Origin of the sequence: Pseudogracilibacillus auburnensis (assembly GCF_003201975.1) — a bacterium.
GTDB lineage: Bacteria > Bacillota > Bacilli > Bacillales > Amphibacillaceae > Pseudogracilibacillus > Pseudogracilibacillus auburnensis.
Window position 1 is genome coordinate 71,298 of record NZ_QJJQ01000003.1, and the last position, 16,978, is coordinate 88,275.

The window sequence follows — 16,978 nt, forward strand, 5'->3', positions numbered from 1 at the left end:
AATAAATGGCAAATAGTAATGTGAGAAATGTCGCACTTGATATGTTAATGCGTATTGAAAAAGAAGGGGGTTTTAGTCATCTTCTCCTTTCACAAGCGATTACTAAAAATAAAATAAATGAAAAAGATGAAAACTTATTATCGGAAATAGTGTATGGAACAATCGAACGGAAGCTTACGTTAGACTTTTATTTAGCACCGTTTATTAAGTCCCCCAAAAAGCTCGCTGATTGGGTAAACATGTTATTAAGAATGTCCGTATTTCAAATGGAATTTTTAGATAATGTGCCCGAATATGCAATCATTCATGAAGCAGTACAAATTGCCAAGCGAAAAGGACATAAGGGGATAGCCTCTCTTGTAAATGGTGTTTTACGATCGATTCAACGAAAAGGTGTACCGAGTACCGATTCGATAACAGATGATATGAAAAAATTATCAGTCGAAACGAGTCATCCAGATTGGCTCATTCGTAGATGGGTAAAAGAATATGGTTTTGCAGTGACAAAAGCGATGTGTGAGACGAATATAACGAAAAAGCCAGTAAGTATTAGAGTAAATCGATTACGGACATCCCGTTCGGAAGTTTTATCGATATTGGAAAAAGAGGGAATAGAAGCTTCACTATCTCCCTATGTCCCAGATGCTATTACTCTTGAGACAGGAAATATTTTCAAAACTAATTTAATGAATGATGGAATGATCACTATTCAAGATCAAAGCTCTATGCTCGCAAGTAAATCATTACAAGTAGAACCGTCTATGCATGTGCTCGATACGTGTAGTGCACCTGGGGGAAAGGCCACTTATATTGGAGAATTGATGGAGAATCAAGGTACTATTTATGCATATGATCTCCACCAAAATAAAACAAAACTCATTAAAAATAATGCAGACAGACTTGGGTTAACAAACATTCACGTTGGACAAAGTGATGCGAGAAATCTTGAAACGATCCATGAGGAAAAAAGCTTCGACCGTATTTTAATTGATGCTCCATGTTCAGGCTTAGGTGTTATTCGATCCAAACCTGATATTAAGTATAATAAAACGGAACAAGATATTAAAAAGCTCCAACAAGTTCAACTGGCAATATTATTGCACGTTGCTCCTTTATTAAAAGATAATGGAAAACTTGTTTATAGTACATGTACTGTAGACATAATGGAAAATGAAGAAGTTGTCAAAGAATTTTTGAATCAACAGACAGATTTTAAGGTAGACGAACAATTTCTTCAACAATTAGATCCTATTTTTTATGATAAAGCGCGCGTGACGAAATATGGCTTACAATTATTTCCACAAACGATGGAATCAGACGGTTTTTTTATGACGAGATTATGTAAAAAAAGTGGATGAACATGTCCATGATGAAAGCGAAAGAGGTGATGTGAGTGGATGGTCAATTTATCACAGACCGCGGACAAATGCGATCAACAAATGAAGATTCTGGGGGCATATTTTTTAATGAATCAGGGCAAGCTTTAGCGATTGTAGCAGATGGAATGGGTGGACATCAAGCTGGTGAAGTAGCAAGTCAATTAGCGGTTTCTATAGTACAAGATAAATGGGAACAATCCAATAGATTTTCAACCCCAATCGAGGCGGAAGAATGGTTACAAGCTGCTGTCGAAGAGATGAATAAAATGATCTATAAGCGTTCTTTAGAACATGAAGAGTTTGAAGGTATGGGGACAACAGTCGTGATAAGTATTTGTACATTTGACTTTGTGACGATTGCACATATTGGCGATAGTCGCTGTTATTTGTTAAATGATACAAAATTAGAACAATTAACCGAGGATCATTCTCTCGTAAATGAACTGATTCGTACAGGACAAATATCGAAAATAGATGCAGAACAACATCCGAGAAAAAATGTATTATTACGGGCTGTCGGGACGGAAGAGTCTGTTAATATGGATATGGAAACGATCAATTGGGATGAAAACAATTGTTTACTCCTATGTTCGGACGGATTAACGAATAAAATCCCAGATGATGAAATAGAAACTTATCTACGGACGAAGGAAAATTTGGAGGAAGTATCGAATAAGCTTATTCAAGTGGCAAATGAACGCGGTGGAGAAGATAATATCACACTCGCTATTATTCGCAACGTGTTGGAAGATGAAGTAGGTGAAACAACATGTTAGAAGGGCATTTACTTAGTGAGCGCTACCGAATTAAAAGAACCATTGGTGGCGGTGGAATGGCAAATGTATATTTAGCGAGAGACATTATTTTAGATCGTGATGTAGCAATCAAAGTTCTACGTTTAGAATTTGCCAACGATCCAGAATTCATTGAACGATTTGATCGAGAAGCTCAAGCGGCAACTAGTTTATCCCATCCAAATATCGTTAATATTTATGATGTTGGGGAAGAAGATCATATTTTATATATGGTAATGGAATATATTGATGGCTTCACATTAAAAGAATATATCATGCAAAATGGTCCACTACCGGTAGAAGAGGCACTTGAAGTTATGAAGCAATTAACCGATGCAATTGCCCATGCCCATGCCAATGGTTTAATCCACCGAGATATAAAACCACAAAACATTCTGATGGATCGTTTCGGAAATGTGAAAGTAACAGATTTCGGTATTGCAATTGCGCTTAGTGCAACATCATTGACACAAACAAATTCCATATTAGGGTCTGTTCATTATTTATCACCAGAGCAAGCACGTGGTGGGATGGCAACAAAAAAATCAGATATTTATTCATTAGGGATTGTATTATATGAATTACTAACTGGACAATTACCTTTTTCAGGTCAATCACCAATCTCGATCGCATTAAAGCATTTACAAAATGAAACACCTTCTGTACGAAGTCTTGATGCAAGCATTCCACAAAGTGTTGAAAATATTGTTTTACAAGCGACGGCAAAAGATCCGTTTCATCGTTATAGTTCCGTTTATGGAATGGAACAGGCGTTAAATGTAGCATTAGAACCAAACCATATAAATGAAGCTGTTTATGAACCGCCCCAAGAGGAGGGCGAGGAAACGAAAGCAATTCCAATTATTACAGATGATCGATTACATGCAAGTGATCAAGAAAAAACATTAATCCACCATGAAAGTGAAAAGACAACTGGTCATAAGGATAAACCGAAAGAAAAAAATGGAAAAGAGAAGCCTAAAAAGAAGAAAAAAAAGTTTCGAAAATGGTTACTTGCTGCTTTTATTTTCACGATACTTTTAGGGATCGCTTTTGTTATGTTTTTATTGAGTGGCAACCCAAAAGAGGTGACGATTCCCGACTTAGCTGGTTATGAGTACGAGGAAGCTGTCGCTGAACTAGAAAAAGTAAATTTAAAGGCAAATAAGGAACTTATTTTTTCAGAAGAAATTGAGGAAGGTCTTGTCGTGAAGACAGATCCCGCTGAAGGTAGGAAAGTAAAAGAAAAATCGACAATTGATGTGTATGTAAGTGATGGGCAGGAAAAAGTGACATTTGAAGATTATGTCGGCAAAAATTTTAACCAAGTAAAACGAATTTTAGAAGATGCAGGGTATGAAGTGATCGACTATGGAAAAGAGTCTGACAAACCAGATGGAGAGATCATTAACCAAATCCAGCCTGCAGCAGGCTCTAAAGTAGTTCCAAATGATACGAAAGTAATATTTGAAGTGAGCGGTGGTCCAAAAACAATTAGTTTAAGTAATTTGAGTGGGCTAACATTAAATGAGGCAAAATCCTATGCGGAAAAAAATGGATTACAATTAGAAGTAGCAGAAGAGCATTCTGATTCGGTTGAAGAAGGAGTAATTATTCGGCAAAATCCTGCAGCGAATGCAGATGTCACGATAGGAAGCAGAGTAGATATAGATGTATCGCTTGGTCCAAAAGCATCACCACCGAGTTCACACAATGTCACATTTACCATTCCGTTCCAGCCAGTTGAAAATGACAATGGTGAATTACAAAAAGAGCAAACTGTCCAGATATACGTGGAAGATGTAAATAATGATATTTCGAATGTTTTCCATGAAGAGGTTATTAATAGTAATGAAGAGTACACGTTAACATTAGTTATTGCTCCAGGTGAAACGGCTGAATATAAAGTAGTAAGAGACGGCGTAGTGATTATTGAGCGATCAGTTCCTTATAAGGAAGGTGGATAAATGAAGGAAGGTAGAATCATTAAGGCGTTAAGCGGATTTTACTATGTAAAGTCCAATCATACTATTTATGCTTGTAAAGGAAGAGGTGTCTTTCGCAATCAAAAAATAACCCCTTTAGTTGGAGATTTAGTCATATTTGAACAAACGAACGATGGGGAAGGATATATTAAGGAAATTGACGCTAGGAAAAATGAATTGCAAAGACCGCCAATTGCGAATATTGACCAAGCAGTAGTCGTAAGTTCTGTATGCCAGCCTTCCTTTAGTGCCCTTCTTTTAGATAGATTTTTAGTTATTGTCGAAGCAAAAAAGATCAAACCGATGATTGTTATAACAAAAAAAGATTTAGCCTCAATAGAAGAAGTGGAAGAAATGACTAGTTATAAACAAGCTTATGAAAAGATAGGTTATAAGGTTGAATTTTTATCTTTACAGTCTAGTCAAGGGATGGAGAAAATAAAGCAATTTTTCCAAGATAAAATAACCGTTTTAATGGGGCAATCCGGTGTTGGGAAATCAACTTTATTAAATGCATTAAACCCTGAATTATCCATTAAAACTGGAGAAATTTCGCATAGTTTAGGCCGTGGAAAACATACGACAAGACATGTAGAGTTTCTCCAAATAAACAATGGATTAGTAGCAGATACTCCCGGATTTAGTTCATTAGACTTTCCAGAAATGGAGGCAGAAGATTTATCTGCTTATTTTGTGGAAATGAATAAAAGAAGAGATGCATGTAAATTTAGAAGATGTTTGCATGATCAAGAACCACAATGTGCAGTAAAAAAAGCAGTGGAAAATGGAGAGATAAACAATTACCGTTATGAACATTATTTGCAATTTTTACAAGAAATTATATCGAGAAAGCCGAGGTATTAAAAGATGATTAAAATAGCACCTTCCATATTATCAGCCGATTTTGCAAAATTAGGAGAAGAAATTACAGAGGTAGAAAAAGGTGGGGCGGACTATATTCATGTCGATGTGATGGATGGTCGTTTTGTACCGAATATTACGATTGGTCCACTTATTGTGGAGGCGATTCGGCCTATTACCAATTTACCGTTAGATGTTCATTTAATGATTGAACAGCCTGATAACTATATTCCAGAATTTGCACGTGCTGGTGCATCGATTATTACGGTTCATCAGGAAGCATGTCCCCATCTGCACCGGACGATCCAATTAATTAAGAGTCACGGTGTAAAAGCTGGAGTTGTAATTAACCCGGCAACACCAGTGGAAATGATTAAGGAAACTTTATCCTACATAGATCTTGTGTTAGTTATGACAGTAAACCCTGGCTTTGGAGGACAGTCATTCATTAAAGAAACGATCCCCAAAATTGCGCAATTACATGAATTACGTCAGAAGCATCATTATCCATTTGAAATAGAAGTGGATGGCGGGGTTAATGTTGAAACAGCAAAGTTATGTACAGATGCAGGAGCAGACATTTTAGTTGCCGGAAGTGCTGTTTTTAATCAAGAAAATAGACAAATGGCAATGGAAGCAATAAGACGTGCCATACATAATTAAAAAGTTTCTTCTCTTTTTTCGTTAAAACAATGATAAATGTTCTTTTTATTAAAATAAGTGCATACGATATGTATTAGATGATTAGTGAATAGTTTGTGAGAGATTATTATTGTTTTTAACTGATTAGGAGGAGGAATAATGAAGTTTTATACAATTAAACTCCCAAGATTTATCGGTGGAATTGTTAGAGTGATGATGGGCATGTTTAAAAAAGATTAAGTCATTCGCATCTTTTTTCGCTTATCCAGTGTGTATTCGTTGTTATTTAATGTGAAATGTTTGTTCGTTTTTTACTTATGATACTTTCATGCTTAAAAGATGGACGTGGTTCTACTCAACATCATATTATTTGTTAGCACTAAAAAAGCACCCAAAATAAAAGGGTGCTTTCAGTATTAGTTGACTGTTAAACGCGTTTAACTTTTCCAGATTTTAAAGCTCTTGCAGAAACATAAACTCGTTTTGGCTTGCCATCTACCATAATTCTTACTTTTTGTACGTTAGCTTTCCATTTACGTTTATTTGCATTCATAGCGTGAGAACGATTATTTCCAGTTCCAGTTTTACGTCCAGTAATAACACATTTTCTTGACATGAAAACCCCTCCTTACTACATATACATATGTCAATTCATACTTATATAATTTATCATATCAAGCGGAAGAATGCAATTTAATTTTATTTTACGAGAAAGATTCACACATATAAAACGAATTTTTTTATTTATCCATTCTTGTTGGACGAACGGTACTGGTTGTTAATACATCCAAAGCGTCACTTACTTTTCTAGCGAAATTGCGAGGTTTATCGATCGCTACCCAATGCATAAACATAAGTCGTGGATGGTCAAATAACCAATGGTTATGAACGGCTGTAACCAATATACCATGATCTTGTAATTTACGGATAAATGGATTTATTTCTTCTTGAAGGATAACAGTTTCTCCACTACAAAGGGCACGACCATCCCTTGAGATAGATTCGAATGTAAACATTTGTGGAATTAATAAAAACGAGCGTCCTCTTCTACCAAGAACAGTAGGCTTAATATTAAGCCGTGATTTCATGACAATGCATTGACCATTTTCGAGTGAATGCATTGTTCCACCAAGAATATCATTAAAGTCTTCACACAGATGTTGTAAACGACTCGGATTAGGTTTCATTCTACGATGTTGTGAATGATCCCATTTCTCCTCATGAATACAATCCTCACAAGATTCTGATTCACCAAATACATTTCTTGTCGTTAATACTTCCATCGCACGACTTAATTTGCTCGCAAAAGAAAGCGGTGGATCGATCGATTCAAAATGCATATAATACAATCTAGGGCTGTCAAAAAGCCAGTGGTTGTGTACTGCCGTTACTTTAATATCTCTTCTTCTTAGCTCACTTATAAATGGGTTAATTTCCTCTTGAAGGATAACGGTTTCCCCAAGACAAAGCGCCCGTCCCTCCCTATCAATATTTTCAAACGAAAAGGCTTGTGGAACAAACATAAAAGAATTAGCTTCTCTCCCTAACACAGTAGGATGTATATTTGTACGTGAGCGAGTCGCTATACAAACATTGTTAATAACACCTGGTGTAGAGTCAAGTATGTCCGCAAACTCCTGACAAAGTTTTGTTGGTTCTACATGATCCATAAATATCCTCCTCCAATTATGATGAAACTCTTATAGCATATGTATTTTCTAGAAAATAGATTGTGTTTTTAAACGGTGTCACTCTACCTAGCCTTTAGAAGAAATAGGTATGGTAATGAGGAATTCTTTCACTTATTGCAAAAAGTCTGTACAATGTAGGAATATATTTCATCCTTTTGACACCATAAGGGTTGTTAAGGGCTTAAATTAAAACCACTCTAAACTCCGCCCAAAACTCACAAATTTTCGCTGACAAGAAGGTATTTACGGCTCTATTATTAGTACTAGTATTTGAATGTCCATAAGTCCTGTGATCTCTTCTGCAGTTTACCTAAACGCGTCTAGCGACTAGTAGCTGCAGATTTCGCCCTCATTTATAAGTTTCTCCTTTTATGTTTCAAGTAATCCTCTTCCATGTAATTAAGTGTTAGTCATAGATGAAAGAAACTTTTTTAGTATTACTGATTGATTGTCTTTTCTCCATACGATAGACGTTCTAACGAAAAGGAGACATTTTCCACTTTTTGTGAATGACTCCAAGGAGTGGAGAGAAAGATGAAGGTGATAAAGCTATCCCCATACTAGATGCAACTAGTGTAAGAACTGTATGAAGGTCATGGACCAGGATAGTGATACTTGGCAGAGTGCCAGTTTGCTTGAGGATTTTCATAACGTTATCCCTTGAGGATAACGTTCCCTTACTTATTCGGTTGATATTACCGCCTCTACGATCATTGCGTTAGCGGATAAAAACAGAAGGAATAGCCGTTGGTGAGCAATGGACAAATGTACTTAAACAAGGATTCTACTTATATAAAATGGCAAATCTTGATATAACAAGTATTGAAAATGTTAGAAATACAATTGCCCATATTGGTAGAACCATCAATGAGCTGGAAGTGAGTTTTTAACGTTCTTTCATTTCTTCCTATTAACAGTAGATATAGTTTCCTTCACTACCATAAGGAACGGCTCTTGAAGGATTGAGTTAAACAAACAACTTGCATGGAGTGCAGTTTATTTTAAATGTAGCACCGTTGATGGAATATTAGGACCTAACAGAGTAGATACCATTAGACGATTCCAACTGGTTTACTTGCCTTATGAGGTTGACGGTGTATATGGTCGGAATACACATAAGCTGTGCTTAAATCGAAAGGTTATTAACTTAGTGAAGTAAAATGTTTGTTTGAACCCGAAAGTTTGTCTATTCAAAAACATAAGCATTTCATATGTTATTAGTAGGAAGGTCGGCCAGCCTTAATCTTAAGGAGGGGGATTGGACTTATGTGTTTTTGGGATGATCTTGTATTTGGTCGTTGCAGAAGATGTCGTCGTTGCTGTCACAGGTGTAGATGTATAAGGGGATGGTAACGTTACAGTAATAAATAAAACATAGCCCCTCAATCGTGAGGGGCTATTTATCATATGGTCGACGGTTTGAAATGCATCTTGTTCCCTTTTAAATTACGCCAAATTATTTACTCGGGCTTTATGATTCCCCATATATGAATATGTTCTAATCCAAGCCCCGATCCTATTTAGCTCTGATAATCCATCTAAAGTTTTACACAATCCAATATCATAATCAATAAACGGAAGTTCATCTCTTATTTCTTCTTCAGTAAAATTCATAAATGAACACCCTCTAAAATTAGTTTATATAATATGATCTTATAATTTAGCACATCCGCAATAGATATGTTTCAAGCTTTACACGATTCCCGTTTTATTCTCTACATAGAAAAAAGTCCTTTTCGGATTATTTTTCCAGTTGTAAAGAAACATTCGTTCGCATACAATAAGAATGATAGGAGGGAACGAATGTGCGTAACGAATTAATTAAGTATGTGAAACGTTGTCCAACATTAGTGATTATGTATATGGATGATAAAGGTATTATAACAAAACGAACTGTAAGAGTACTGAAAATGAACAGTTCAACTTTTACAGCATATTGTTATTTAAGAAACGCAAGACGTACTTTTAAAATAAACAATTTGTTGGCCATTATCCCTATAACAGAAAGGGTGGTAATATGAAAGTGAACGATCGTGGCACAATGAAATGGACATCATTAATGCTTCCAGAACATATAGAAATGTTAAACAAAATGTGGGAAGAACAAGAACATAAAGAAATGCCTGTCCTGGATGAACAACAGATAGCAGAAAATAATATGCTGTTGCGGGATGCGTTAGAAAATGATTTGGAAATACGAATAAAATATTATGTCGATCATGAATATAAAACCATAGAAGGTCGCTTGCTGTATATTGATATTTTAAATGAGAGACTGTTTACTGATGAGATAGAAATAAAATTAGAACATATAATAGAAGTTATTTTATTATAATTTCGTTGGAGGGTTAATTTTATGGAGAAAGACGCTTATTTGCGCTACTTCTTTTATATATATTGTACTTCAGTCCCCACTTATTTTACTAGCCCCAAAATTGCCCCCATAGGAATACTATTATATGGTTTTTTTAAGAAGTAGTATTTATAAAGTATCTCCTTAAACTTATATACTCTTTGACTTAGTAACAATTAAATAATATACTTTGGTAAGCATTTATACTAAATGTAGTAATATTGTTTTTATACATTCATTTTTATAGTTCGGATACAAATAGTTTAGGGGAGGTATCTTAATGAATACAAATATAATAAATAGTTCCACACTTATACAAATGATTCAAATGGGGGCTACTAATTTATCCAATTATAAAGAAATAATTAATAAACTAAATGTCTTTCCTGTTCCTGATGGAGATACAGGTACAAATATGAATTTATCGATGTCTTCTGGTGTAAAGGAAATTAACAACATAGCGAATGAAGAAATGTCTACTGTTGTAAACGCTTTTGTTAAAGGATTATTAATGGGAGCTCGTGGAAATTCTGGTGTCATTTTATCCCAATTATTTCGTGGGTTTTCATCAAGTTTAGAAGGAAAAAACGAAATAAACGCCATCGACTTAGCAACTGCGTTAGATGCTGGAGTTCAGGTTGCTTATCAATCAGTAACTACACCAGTAGAGGGGACTATTTTAACAGTTGCGAAGGATGCGGCAAAAGTTGCAGTAGAGGAAGCTCAAAAAGTAAAAAATATTACTGAATTAATGGAAAAAGTAGTAGAAGCAGCCAAAAAATCATTGGAACGTACACCAGACTTGTTACCGATATTAAAAGAAGTCGGAGTAGTTGATTCTGGTGGTAAAGGTCTCGTTGTCATATATGATGGATTTCTAGCAGCATTAAAAGGCGAAGAAATTTCAGGAAAAGATGAAACAAATATGGAAATGAGGATTCAACAAGAACATGAGCATGCAGTACAATCTTTCATCAGTGCAGAATCAATTGAATATGGCTATTGTACAGAGTTTTTTGTTGAATTTGATCCAGAAAAACTAGACAAAACTCCATTTGATGAGAATGCCTTTCGTACGACATTAAGCGAATATGGTGATTCTTTATTAGTTGCATCAGACCATGATTTTGTAAAAATACATATTCATACCGAATACCCGGGAAAAGTAATGACAATTGCACAGCAATATGGACAATTAACGAAAATTGACATTGAAAATATGCGAAAACAATATGCATCCATTATTGACGAATCTTTAGAAGGTAAAGGACAAGAAGTGGAAAAAGAATATGGAATTATTGCGGTTGCATTCGGCAGTGGGTTGAAAGAAATGTTTGAAAGTATTGGGGCTACAACGATTATCGAAGGTGGCCAAACGATGAACCCGAGTACGGAAGATTTACTAACCGCCATTGAAAAAACGAATGCTAAACATACGTTTATTTTCCCGAATAATAAAAACATTATTTTATCCGCCAACCAAGCAAAGGAATTATCAACGAAAAATATTATTATTATTCCAACAAAAACAATACCTCAAGGGATTAGTGCTCTGTTTGCATTTGACGAGGAAGAGTCCGTCGATACGAATGAAGAAAATATGATGGCAGCAATCGAGGATGTAAAGACTGGTCTTGTTACGTATGCGACTCGTGATACAGTTATTCACCATATGGAAATTAAAAAGGATTCTTACATGGGATTAAACGACGGGACGATTAAGGTGACAAATCCGGATAAATTAGAAACGGTACAATTATTAATAAACGAAATAATTGATGAAGATGACGAAATTATAACGATATTTTATGGTGAAGATGTACAAGAAGACGAATTAAATAGATTAAAACACTATGTGAATGAACATGTAGAAGATGTGGATGTTGAATTTTATTTTGGTAATCAACCGATCTACTCATTTATTTTAATGGTTGAATAAACGTAATCAGTTAAAAACTAGCCTTATTTCTACATAAATTAAATGATTTCCTTTAGGATTAAGTTGGTGTAGTAAGAGCTACATGTAAACGATGAACGCAACTTTATGAGTATTTTCAAAAGTTGCGTTTTTTTCGTTTGCCCTTATCATCTACACGATATTGTACGTGGAACAGTCGTACGATAATTTTCTATCATTAACGATTTCAACTTGTTATAATAATAAATAAACGATTGTCCGAAAAAATGTGTGTGGAAATTCTTATAAAAGTGCGTGTTCAAAAAGAGGATAAAAAGGATCGAGCAGTTCGAGGCGGTGTAGCTTTGAGCAAATGTTTTAACACGCCGGAAAAGTTGTCTTCTTTTCCAAGGAACGGAGCGTATGCAATTTAATACGTGAGTAGCGGAAAAGCAAGCCAACAAAGAAATGCGAAGTGTCATTTTTACGGACTTTTTGAACAACCTCTAAAAGAGAAAGAGTGAATAAAATTTGTTAACAGATTCGGTAGATATGCTAAAAGGGGTAGGAGAAAAGCTTAAAAATGATCTTGCCTTAATGGACATATACACGATGGAAGATCTTCTTCATTATTTTCCATTTCGTTACGATGTAGCAGAAATTAAGCCATTGTCAGAGTTGGTTCATGACGATCATGTTACTATTGTTGGTCAAGTAATCCATGATCCCTCTATTACACACTATGGCAGAAAGCGTTCTCGACTCACATTTAATATTAAAGTCGAACATGCCGCCGTCAAGGCGGTTATGTTTAATCGAACTTTTGCAAAAAAACATCTCCCTCAAGGTACAATTGTTACTTTATCCGGGAAATGGGATGCTCATCGTCTCCAAATTACTGTAAGCAACTATCAGGTTGGTTATCCAAATACAGACGTCCATATTCAACCAATATATTCTGTAAAAGGCGATGTCAAACCTGGAAAGTTAAAAGTATTGATCAAACAATGCATCGACCATTATCTTGATGAAATAGAAGAAATTTTGCCTGATACATACTTAACAGCTTACAAATTGCCAACACGAAAAGACGCTCTAAAAATGATCCACCATCCATCAAGTCAAGCACAACTGAAACATGCGCGAAGAAGATTTATTTACGAAGAATTATTATTATTTCAACTAAAAATGAATCTATTAAAAAAACATCATCGCCAACTATCAGAAGGTAGAAAACAGGAACTCGATGATGCTAAGGTTGCACGTTTCATCAAAAAACTACCCTTTACATTAACAGGTGCACAGAGGAATTCTTTAGACGAAATATTGGTAGATATGAAAGCTTCGATCCAAATGAATCGACTACTTCAAGGGGATGTAGGGTCTGGAAAGACGGCGGTTGCAACCATATGTTTATATGCATCTATCACAGCAGGTAATCAAGGTGCATTTATGGTGCCAACTGAAATTTTGGCTGAACAGCACTATCAATCGATTGTTAAGTTGCTTGGCTCTGAAACTAAGATTGCCCTACTTACCAGTTCGGTAAAAGGAAAAAAACGTCAAGAGATACTTGACGGCATTAAAAAGAATGATATTCAAATTGTGATAGGTACCCATTCATTAATTCAAGACGATGTTATTTTTCATCAATTAGGATTAATTATCATTGATGAACAGCATCGCTTCGGTGTTGAACAACGGCGAACATTACGGGAAAAAGGGCTTGAACCAGATGTATTATTTATGACAGCTACACCAATTCCACGTACACTTGCTATTACTGCTTTTGGCGATATGGATATTTCAATTATTGATCAATTGCCAGCAGGTCGAAAAGAGATCGAAACATATTGGGTAAAAGATAATATGTTAGACAGGGTGTTACAATTTATTGAAAAAAGAATTGCTCATGGTGAACAAGCATATATCGTGTCTCCTTTAATTGAAGAATCGGAAGCATTTGATTATCAAAATGCCATTGATTTATACCATCAACTAGAGACATACTACCCAGCCCATATAAAGATAGGCTTATTACATGGAAGGCTCCCAAATGATGAAAAAGAAGGAATGATGCAGCAGTTTATCCAAAACAAAATCCATATTCTCGTTGCTACTACAGTCATTGAAGTAGGAGTAAATGTACCAAATGCAAGTGTCATGGTTATTTATGATGCAGAACGTTTTGGATTATCTCAGTTACACCAGCTTAGGGGGAGAGTTGGTAGGGGGGATCAACAAAGCTATTGTATTTTAATTGCAGATCCAAAAGGAGAAGTTGGAAAAGAGAGAATGCGAATTATGACGGAGACAAATGATGGTTTTCGATTATCAGAAGAAGACTTAAAATTAAGAGGCCCTGGAGATTTTTTCGGAAAAAAACAGAGCGGATTACCAGAATTTAAAGTTGCCGATTTAATTCATGATTACCGAGCATTAGAAGTTGCTAGGAAAGATGCTGCGTACATCATTTCAAATCATTTATTAGAAACAGATAGGGCCTATCTAAGTTTAAATAAAATGCTTGAAGAATATACAGAACAACAAAGGTTTGATTAGGCGATCATCACGAAAGTAAGATGTACTGAAATAGCCATGGAAAGAGCTTGGATAGGTCTCTATAGAAAAGCAGATTGTGATCCACTCCCACAGACTTTGTAAACAGTAAAGTAGGAGAAGTGATTTGCGGCGGCATCCCCTTCCAATCTTATTTTTCTAAGCAAATAATTCAACATGAAGTAATCATGAAGATGAAAGTTTGATATTTTGCCCCTTGCATTTTTAAACATGGTGTTATATATTACTATTATTACCTAGTCATAATTACGTGCTATGGATGTGTAAAAAATGAGGATGAAAAAAGATAAACGCCAACAATTATTAGTTGAAAAAATAGAGAGTACACCCTTTATTACGGATGAAGAGTTAGCGAATTATTTTAAAGTAAGTATTCAAACGATTCGCTTAGACCGGTTAGAATTGTCCATCCCGGAGCTAAGGGAGAGGATAAAATCTGTGGCGACGAATCACTGGAATGAAACAGTCAAGTCTTTACCGCTTGAAGAGGTCATTGGAGATATTATTGACTTAGAGTTAGACAAACGAGCGATATCGATTATGACAATTCAACGTGAGCACGTTTTTTCGAGGAATAAAATCGCTCGTGGACATCACCTTTTCGCGCAAGCAAATTCATTGGCTGTCGCCTTAATAAACGATGAACTAGCTTTAACGAGAAAGTCGGAAATTATGTTTAAACGACAAGTGAACCTGAAAGAACAAGTAGTTGCAAAAGCAGAGGTAAAGGATGTTCAAAAAAATGGAATTACGATCGTCAACGTTCAAAGTTATGTAAAAAATGAACTAGTTTTTACAGGCGAATTTCATATGTATCGTTCAAGTGGAGACAAAAAGGAGACATAATTCATGAAAATAGCGATAGATGCAATGGGGGGAGACAACGCGCCAAAAGTAGTGGTAGAAGGCGCGATGGAAGCCATTGATAATGTGAAAGAATTACATATTACATTAGTTGGTAATGAAAATGAAATTAAAAAATATTTATCGAATGATGAACGAATTACCATTATTCATACGAACGAAATGATCGAAGGAGATGAAGAGCCGATTCGAGCGGTGCGGAGGAAAAAAAATGCTTCTGTTGTCTTAATGGCAAACGAAGTAAAAGAAAAGCGGGCGGATGCTTGTATTTCAGCAGGCAATACAGGAGCCCTCGTCGTCTCTGGACTGTTTGTAGTCGGACGTACAAAAGGAATTGATCGTCCAGCACTAAGTCCGACTTTGCCAACAGCAGATGGAAAGGGATTTTTATTACTTGATGCAGGAGCAAATGTCGATGCAAGTGCACACAATCTCGTACAATATGGAGTGATGGGCTCCATCTATTGTGAAAAAGTTAGAATGATTCCAAAGCCAACAGTAGGTTTATTAAATGTCGGGACAGAGGATGGAAAGGGTAATAATGTAACGAAAAAAGCATTTCAACAACTGGCCAATGCACCGATCCATTTTATTGGCAATGTGGAGGCAAGAGATTTACTTAATGGGGTTGCTGATGTCGTTGTCACTGATGGATTTAGCGGTAATATTACATTGAAATCAATTGAAGGAACCGCTTTACACGTAATGAAGTTACTTAAAAATACATTAACATCTTCTTTAAAGACGAAGCTTGCCGCTGGACTAATAAAAAATGATTTAAAAAAACTAAAAAACGAACTTGATTATCCAGAATATGGTGGTGCGGCATTATTTGGATTATCAGCCCCTGTCATTAAATCGCACGGATCATCGAATAGTCGTGCTATATACCATACGATTAAACAAGCATGTCATATGATTGAAAACGACGTTATTGGTACGATTGAAAGAACTGTAACATCGTTAGATTTTGTGGAGGAGGAATAATAGATGAAAAAAATTGCATTCATGTTCCCAGGGCAAGGATCACAAGTAGTAGGAATGGGAAAAGAGTTATATGATCAATATGAGGAAGTAAAGCAACTCTATACGTTAGCGAACAATGTTTTACATAAGGATATTACGGATATAATGTTTAACGGACCACAAGAGACATTAACAGAAACAGAAAATGCTCAACCAGCCTTACTGTTAAATAGTATTGCTGTCTTCACTTTGCTAATAAAAGAAAATATTACTCCGGTCATGACGATTGGTCATAGTTTAGGAGAGTATAGTGCCTTAGTTGCCGCTCAAGCTCTTTCTCTTGAAGAAGCACTTCCATTAGTGATGACACGTGGTAGGTTAATGGAAAAAGCTTTCCCCAAAGGAAAAGGGACAATGGCAGCTGTACTTGGCATGAAAGAAGAAGAAATACGTGTAGAACTTGAAAAAATTTCGGAAGAAGAAATAGTAGATATTGCTAACTTAAATTGTCCAGGACAAATCGTTATTTCAGGTTCTAGAGGTGGTATCGAAGAAGCGGGAGAACTTTTAAAGGATGCTGGGGCAAGACGAGTTCTGCCTCTAAATGTGAGCGGACCATTCCATTCACGATTGATGCAATCGGCAAATGACACCTTTCAAGACTCATTAAACCAAGTAACATTTCACGATGCGACGGTTCCAGTTTATGCAAATGTAACCGCAGGGGCTGTGACAGATAAAGAAGAAATAAAACAGTTATTAATTCAACAACTATATTCCCCTGTTCGTTTTGAAGAATCAATTAACAATATGATCAAAGAGGAAGTCGACGCTTTCGTTGAAGTAGGAACAGGAAATGTATTATGTGGTTTAGTCCGAAAAATTAATCGTAAAATAAAAACATTTGCTGTCCAAGATCAAGAATCTCTTGAGCAATTTCTATCTTGGTATAAGGAGGATGCCTAA

Annotated in this window: 16 protein-coding genes; 13 read left to right on the forward strand and 3 right to left on the reverse strand. The window is 35.8% G+C overall.

What is annotated here, in order from left to right; all coding sequences use genetic code 11:
- Positions 1 to 5 precede the first annotated feature (5 nt).
- From rsmB to spoVM, 6 genes are all read left to right on the forward strand, one after another.
- Positions 6 to 1,358: a 16S rRNA (cytosine(967)-C(5))-methyltransferase RsmB gene (gene rsmB / locus DFR56_RS05285; RefSeq protein WP_110394399.1), complete on the forward strand. Its 1,353-nt coding sequence runs from the start codon at positions 6 to 8 to the stop codon at positions 1,356 to 1,358.
- Between the two features lie 35 nt (positions 1,359 to 1,393).
- Complete coding sequence (locus tag DFR56_RS05290; RefSeq protein WP_110394400.1) at positions 1,394 to 2,155, forward strand: Stp1/IreP family PP2C-type Ser/Thr phosphatase; 762 nt, start codon at positions 1,394 to 1,396, stop codon at positions 2,153 to 2,155.
- Positions 2,149 to 4,140 carry a Stk1 family PASTA domain-containing Ser/Thr kinase gene (pknB, locus tag DFR56_RS05295; RefSeq protein ID WP_110394401.1) on the forward strand — a complete coding sequence of 664 codons (1,992 nt, stop codon included), beginning with the start codon at positions 2,149 to 2,151 and terminating at the stop codon, positions 4,138 to 4,140. Before DFR56_RS05290 ends, pknB begins: the two co-directional genes overlap by 7 nt.
- Entirely contained in the window at positions 4,141 to 5,022 is an 882-nt protein-coding gene (gene rsgA / locus DFR56_RS05300; RefSeq protein ID WP_110394402.1) for a ribosome small subunit-dependent GTPase A, read from the forward strand.
- Positions 5,023 to 5,025: 3 nt separating this feature from the next.
- Positions 5,026 to 5,682 (forward strand): ribulose-phosphate 3-epimerase, encoded by a 657-nt coding sequence (gene rpe, locus DFR56_RS05305; RefSeq protein ID WP_110394403.1) that lies wholly within the window; start codon positions 5,026 to 5,028, stop codon positions 5,680 to 5,682.
- A 138-nt stretch (positions 5,683 to 5,820) separates the two neighbouring features.
- Entirely contained in the window at positions 5,821 to 5,901 is an 81-nt protein-coding gene (spoVM, locus tag DFR56_RS05310; protein WP_110394404.1) for a stage V sporulation protein SpoVM, read from the forward strand.
- 187 nt (positions 5,902 to 6,088) lie between these two features.
- On the opposite strand, the gene rpmB is transcribed toward spoVM, so the two are convergent.
- The 3 genes from rpmB to DFR56_RS22830 all read right to left on the reverse strand — a co-directional run bounded on the left by rpmB (position 6,089) and on the right by DFR56_RS22830 (position 8,966).
- On the reverse strand, positions 6,089 to 6,277 hold the full coding sequence (rpmB, locus tag DFR56_RS05315) for a 50S ribosomal protein L28 (protein ID WP_110394405.1): 189 nt from the start codon (positions 6,275 to 6,277) through the stop codon (positions 6,089 to 6,091).
- 124 nt (positions 6,278 to 6,401) lie between these two features.
- Positions 6,402 to 7,331, reverse strand: coding sequence for a DUF1259 domain-containing protein (locus DFR56_RS05320; RefSeq protein WP_110394406.1), 930 nt, complete (start codon positions 7,329 to 7,331; stop codon positions 6,402 to 6,404).
- A 1,467-nt stretch (positions 7,332 to 8,798) separates the two neighbouring features.
- Positions 8,799 to 8,966: a hypothetical protein gene (locus DFR56_RS22830; protein WP_158525508.1), complete on the reverse strand. Its 168-nt coding sequence runs from the start codon at positions 8,964 to 8,966 to the stop codon at positions 8,799 to 8,801.
- A 191-nt stretch (positions 8,967 to 9,157) separates the two neighbouring features.
- Between DFR56_RS22830 and DFR56_RS05325 the strand changes: the two genes are divergently transcribed.
- From DFR56_RS05325 to fabD, 7 genes are all read left to right on the forward strand, one after another.
- A complete protein-coding gene (locus tag DFR56_RS05325; protein ID WP_110394407.1) occupies positions 9,158 to 9,373 on the forward strand; it encodes a transcriptional regulator in 216 nt (71 codons plus the stop codon).
- A 2-nt stretch (positions 9,374 to 9,375) separates the two neighbouring features.
- Complete coding sequence (locus tag DFR56_RS05330; protein ID WP_158525509.1) at positions 9,376 to 9,687, forward strand: YolD-like family protein; 312 nt, start codon at positions 9,376 to 9,378, stop codon at positions 9,685 to 9,687.
- 298 nt (positions 9,688 to 9,985) lie between these two features.
- Positions 9,986 to 11,644 (forward strand): DAK2 domain-containing protein, encoded by a 1,659-nt coding sequence (locus DFR56_RS05335; RefSeq protein ID WP_110394409.1) that lies wholly within the window; start codon positions 9,986 to 9,988, stop codon positions 11,642 to 11,644.
- Positions 11,645 to 12,133: 489 nt separating this feature from the next.
- Positions 12,134 to 14,164 (forward strand): ATP-dependent DNA helicase RecG, encoded by a 2,031-nt coding sequence (gene recG / locus DFR56_RS05340; protein WP_110394410.1) that lies wholly within the window; start codon positions 12,134 to 12,136, stop codon positions 14,162 to 14,164.
- A gap of 288 nt (positions 14,165 to 14,452) precedes the next feature.
- A complete protein-coding gene (fapR, locus tag DFR56_RS05345; protein ID WP_110394411.1) occupies positions 14,453 to 15,028 on the forward strand; it encodes a transcription factor FapR in 576 nt (191 codons plus the stop codon).
- Between the two features lie 3 nt (positions 15,029 to 15,031).
- Positions 15,032 to 16,033: a phosphate acyltransferase PlsX gene (gene plsX, locus DFR56_RS05350; protein ID WP_110394412.1), complete on the forward strand. Its 1,002-nt coding sequence runs from the start codon at positions 15,032 to 15,034 to the stop codon at positions 16,031 to 16,033.
- A gap of 3 nt (positions 16,034 to 16,036) precedes the next feature.
- A complete protein-coding gene (fabD, locus tag DFR56_RS05355) occupies positions 16,037 to 16,978 on the forward strand; it encodes an ACP S-malonyltransferase (RefSeq protein WP_110394413.1) in 942 nt (313 codons plus the stop codon).

Excerpts from the sequence above, each read along its gene's own strand:
- rsgA (WP_110394402.1), top strand. The coding sequence starts at position 4,141 with ATGAAGGAAGGTAGAATCATTAAGGCGTTAAGCGGATTTTACTATGTA.
- fapR (WP_110394411.1), top strand. The coding sequence starts at position 14,453 with ATGAGGATGAAAAAAGATAAACGCCAACAATTATTAGTTGAAAAAATA.
- fabD (WP_110394413.1), top strand. The coding sequence starts at position 16,037 with ATGAAAAAAATTGCATTCATGTTCCCAGGGCAAGGATCACAAGTAGTA.
- plsX (WP_110394412.1), top strand. The coding sequence starts at position 15,032 with ATGAAAATAGCGATAGATGCAATGGGGGGAGACAACGCGCCAAAAGTA.
- pknB (WP_110394401.1), top strand. The coding sequence starts at position 2,149 with ATGTTAGAAGGGCATTTACTTAGTGAGCGCTACCGAATTAAAAGAACC.
- rpe (WP_110394403.1), top strand. The coding sequence starts at position 5,026 with ATGATTAAAATAGCACCTTCCATATTATCAGCCGATTTTGCAAAATTA.
- DFR56_RS05320 (WP_110394406.1), bottom strand. The coding sequence starts at position 7,331 with ATGGATCATGTAGAACCAACAAAACTTTGTCAGGAGTTTGCGGACATA.
- spoVM (WP_110394404.1), top strand. The coding sequence starts at position 5,821 with ATGAAGTTTTATACAATTAAACTCCCAAGATTTATCGGTGGAATTGTT.
- rsmB (WP_110394399.1), top strand. The coding sequence starts at position 6 with ATGGCAAATAGTAATGTGAGAAATGTCGCACTTGATATGTTAATGCGT.
- rpmB (WP_110394405.1), bottom strand. The coding sequence starts at position 6,277 with ATGTCAAGAAAATGTGTTATTACTGGACGTAAAACTGGAACTGGAAAT.
- DFR56_RS05335 (WP_110394409.1), top strand. The coding sequence starts at position 9,986 with ATGAATACAAATATAATAAATAGTTCCACACTTATACAAATGATTCAA.
- DFR56_RS22830 (WP_158525508.1), bottom strand. The coding sequence starts at position 8,966 with ATGAATTTTACTGAAGAAGAAATAAGAGATGAACTTCCGTTTATTGAT.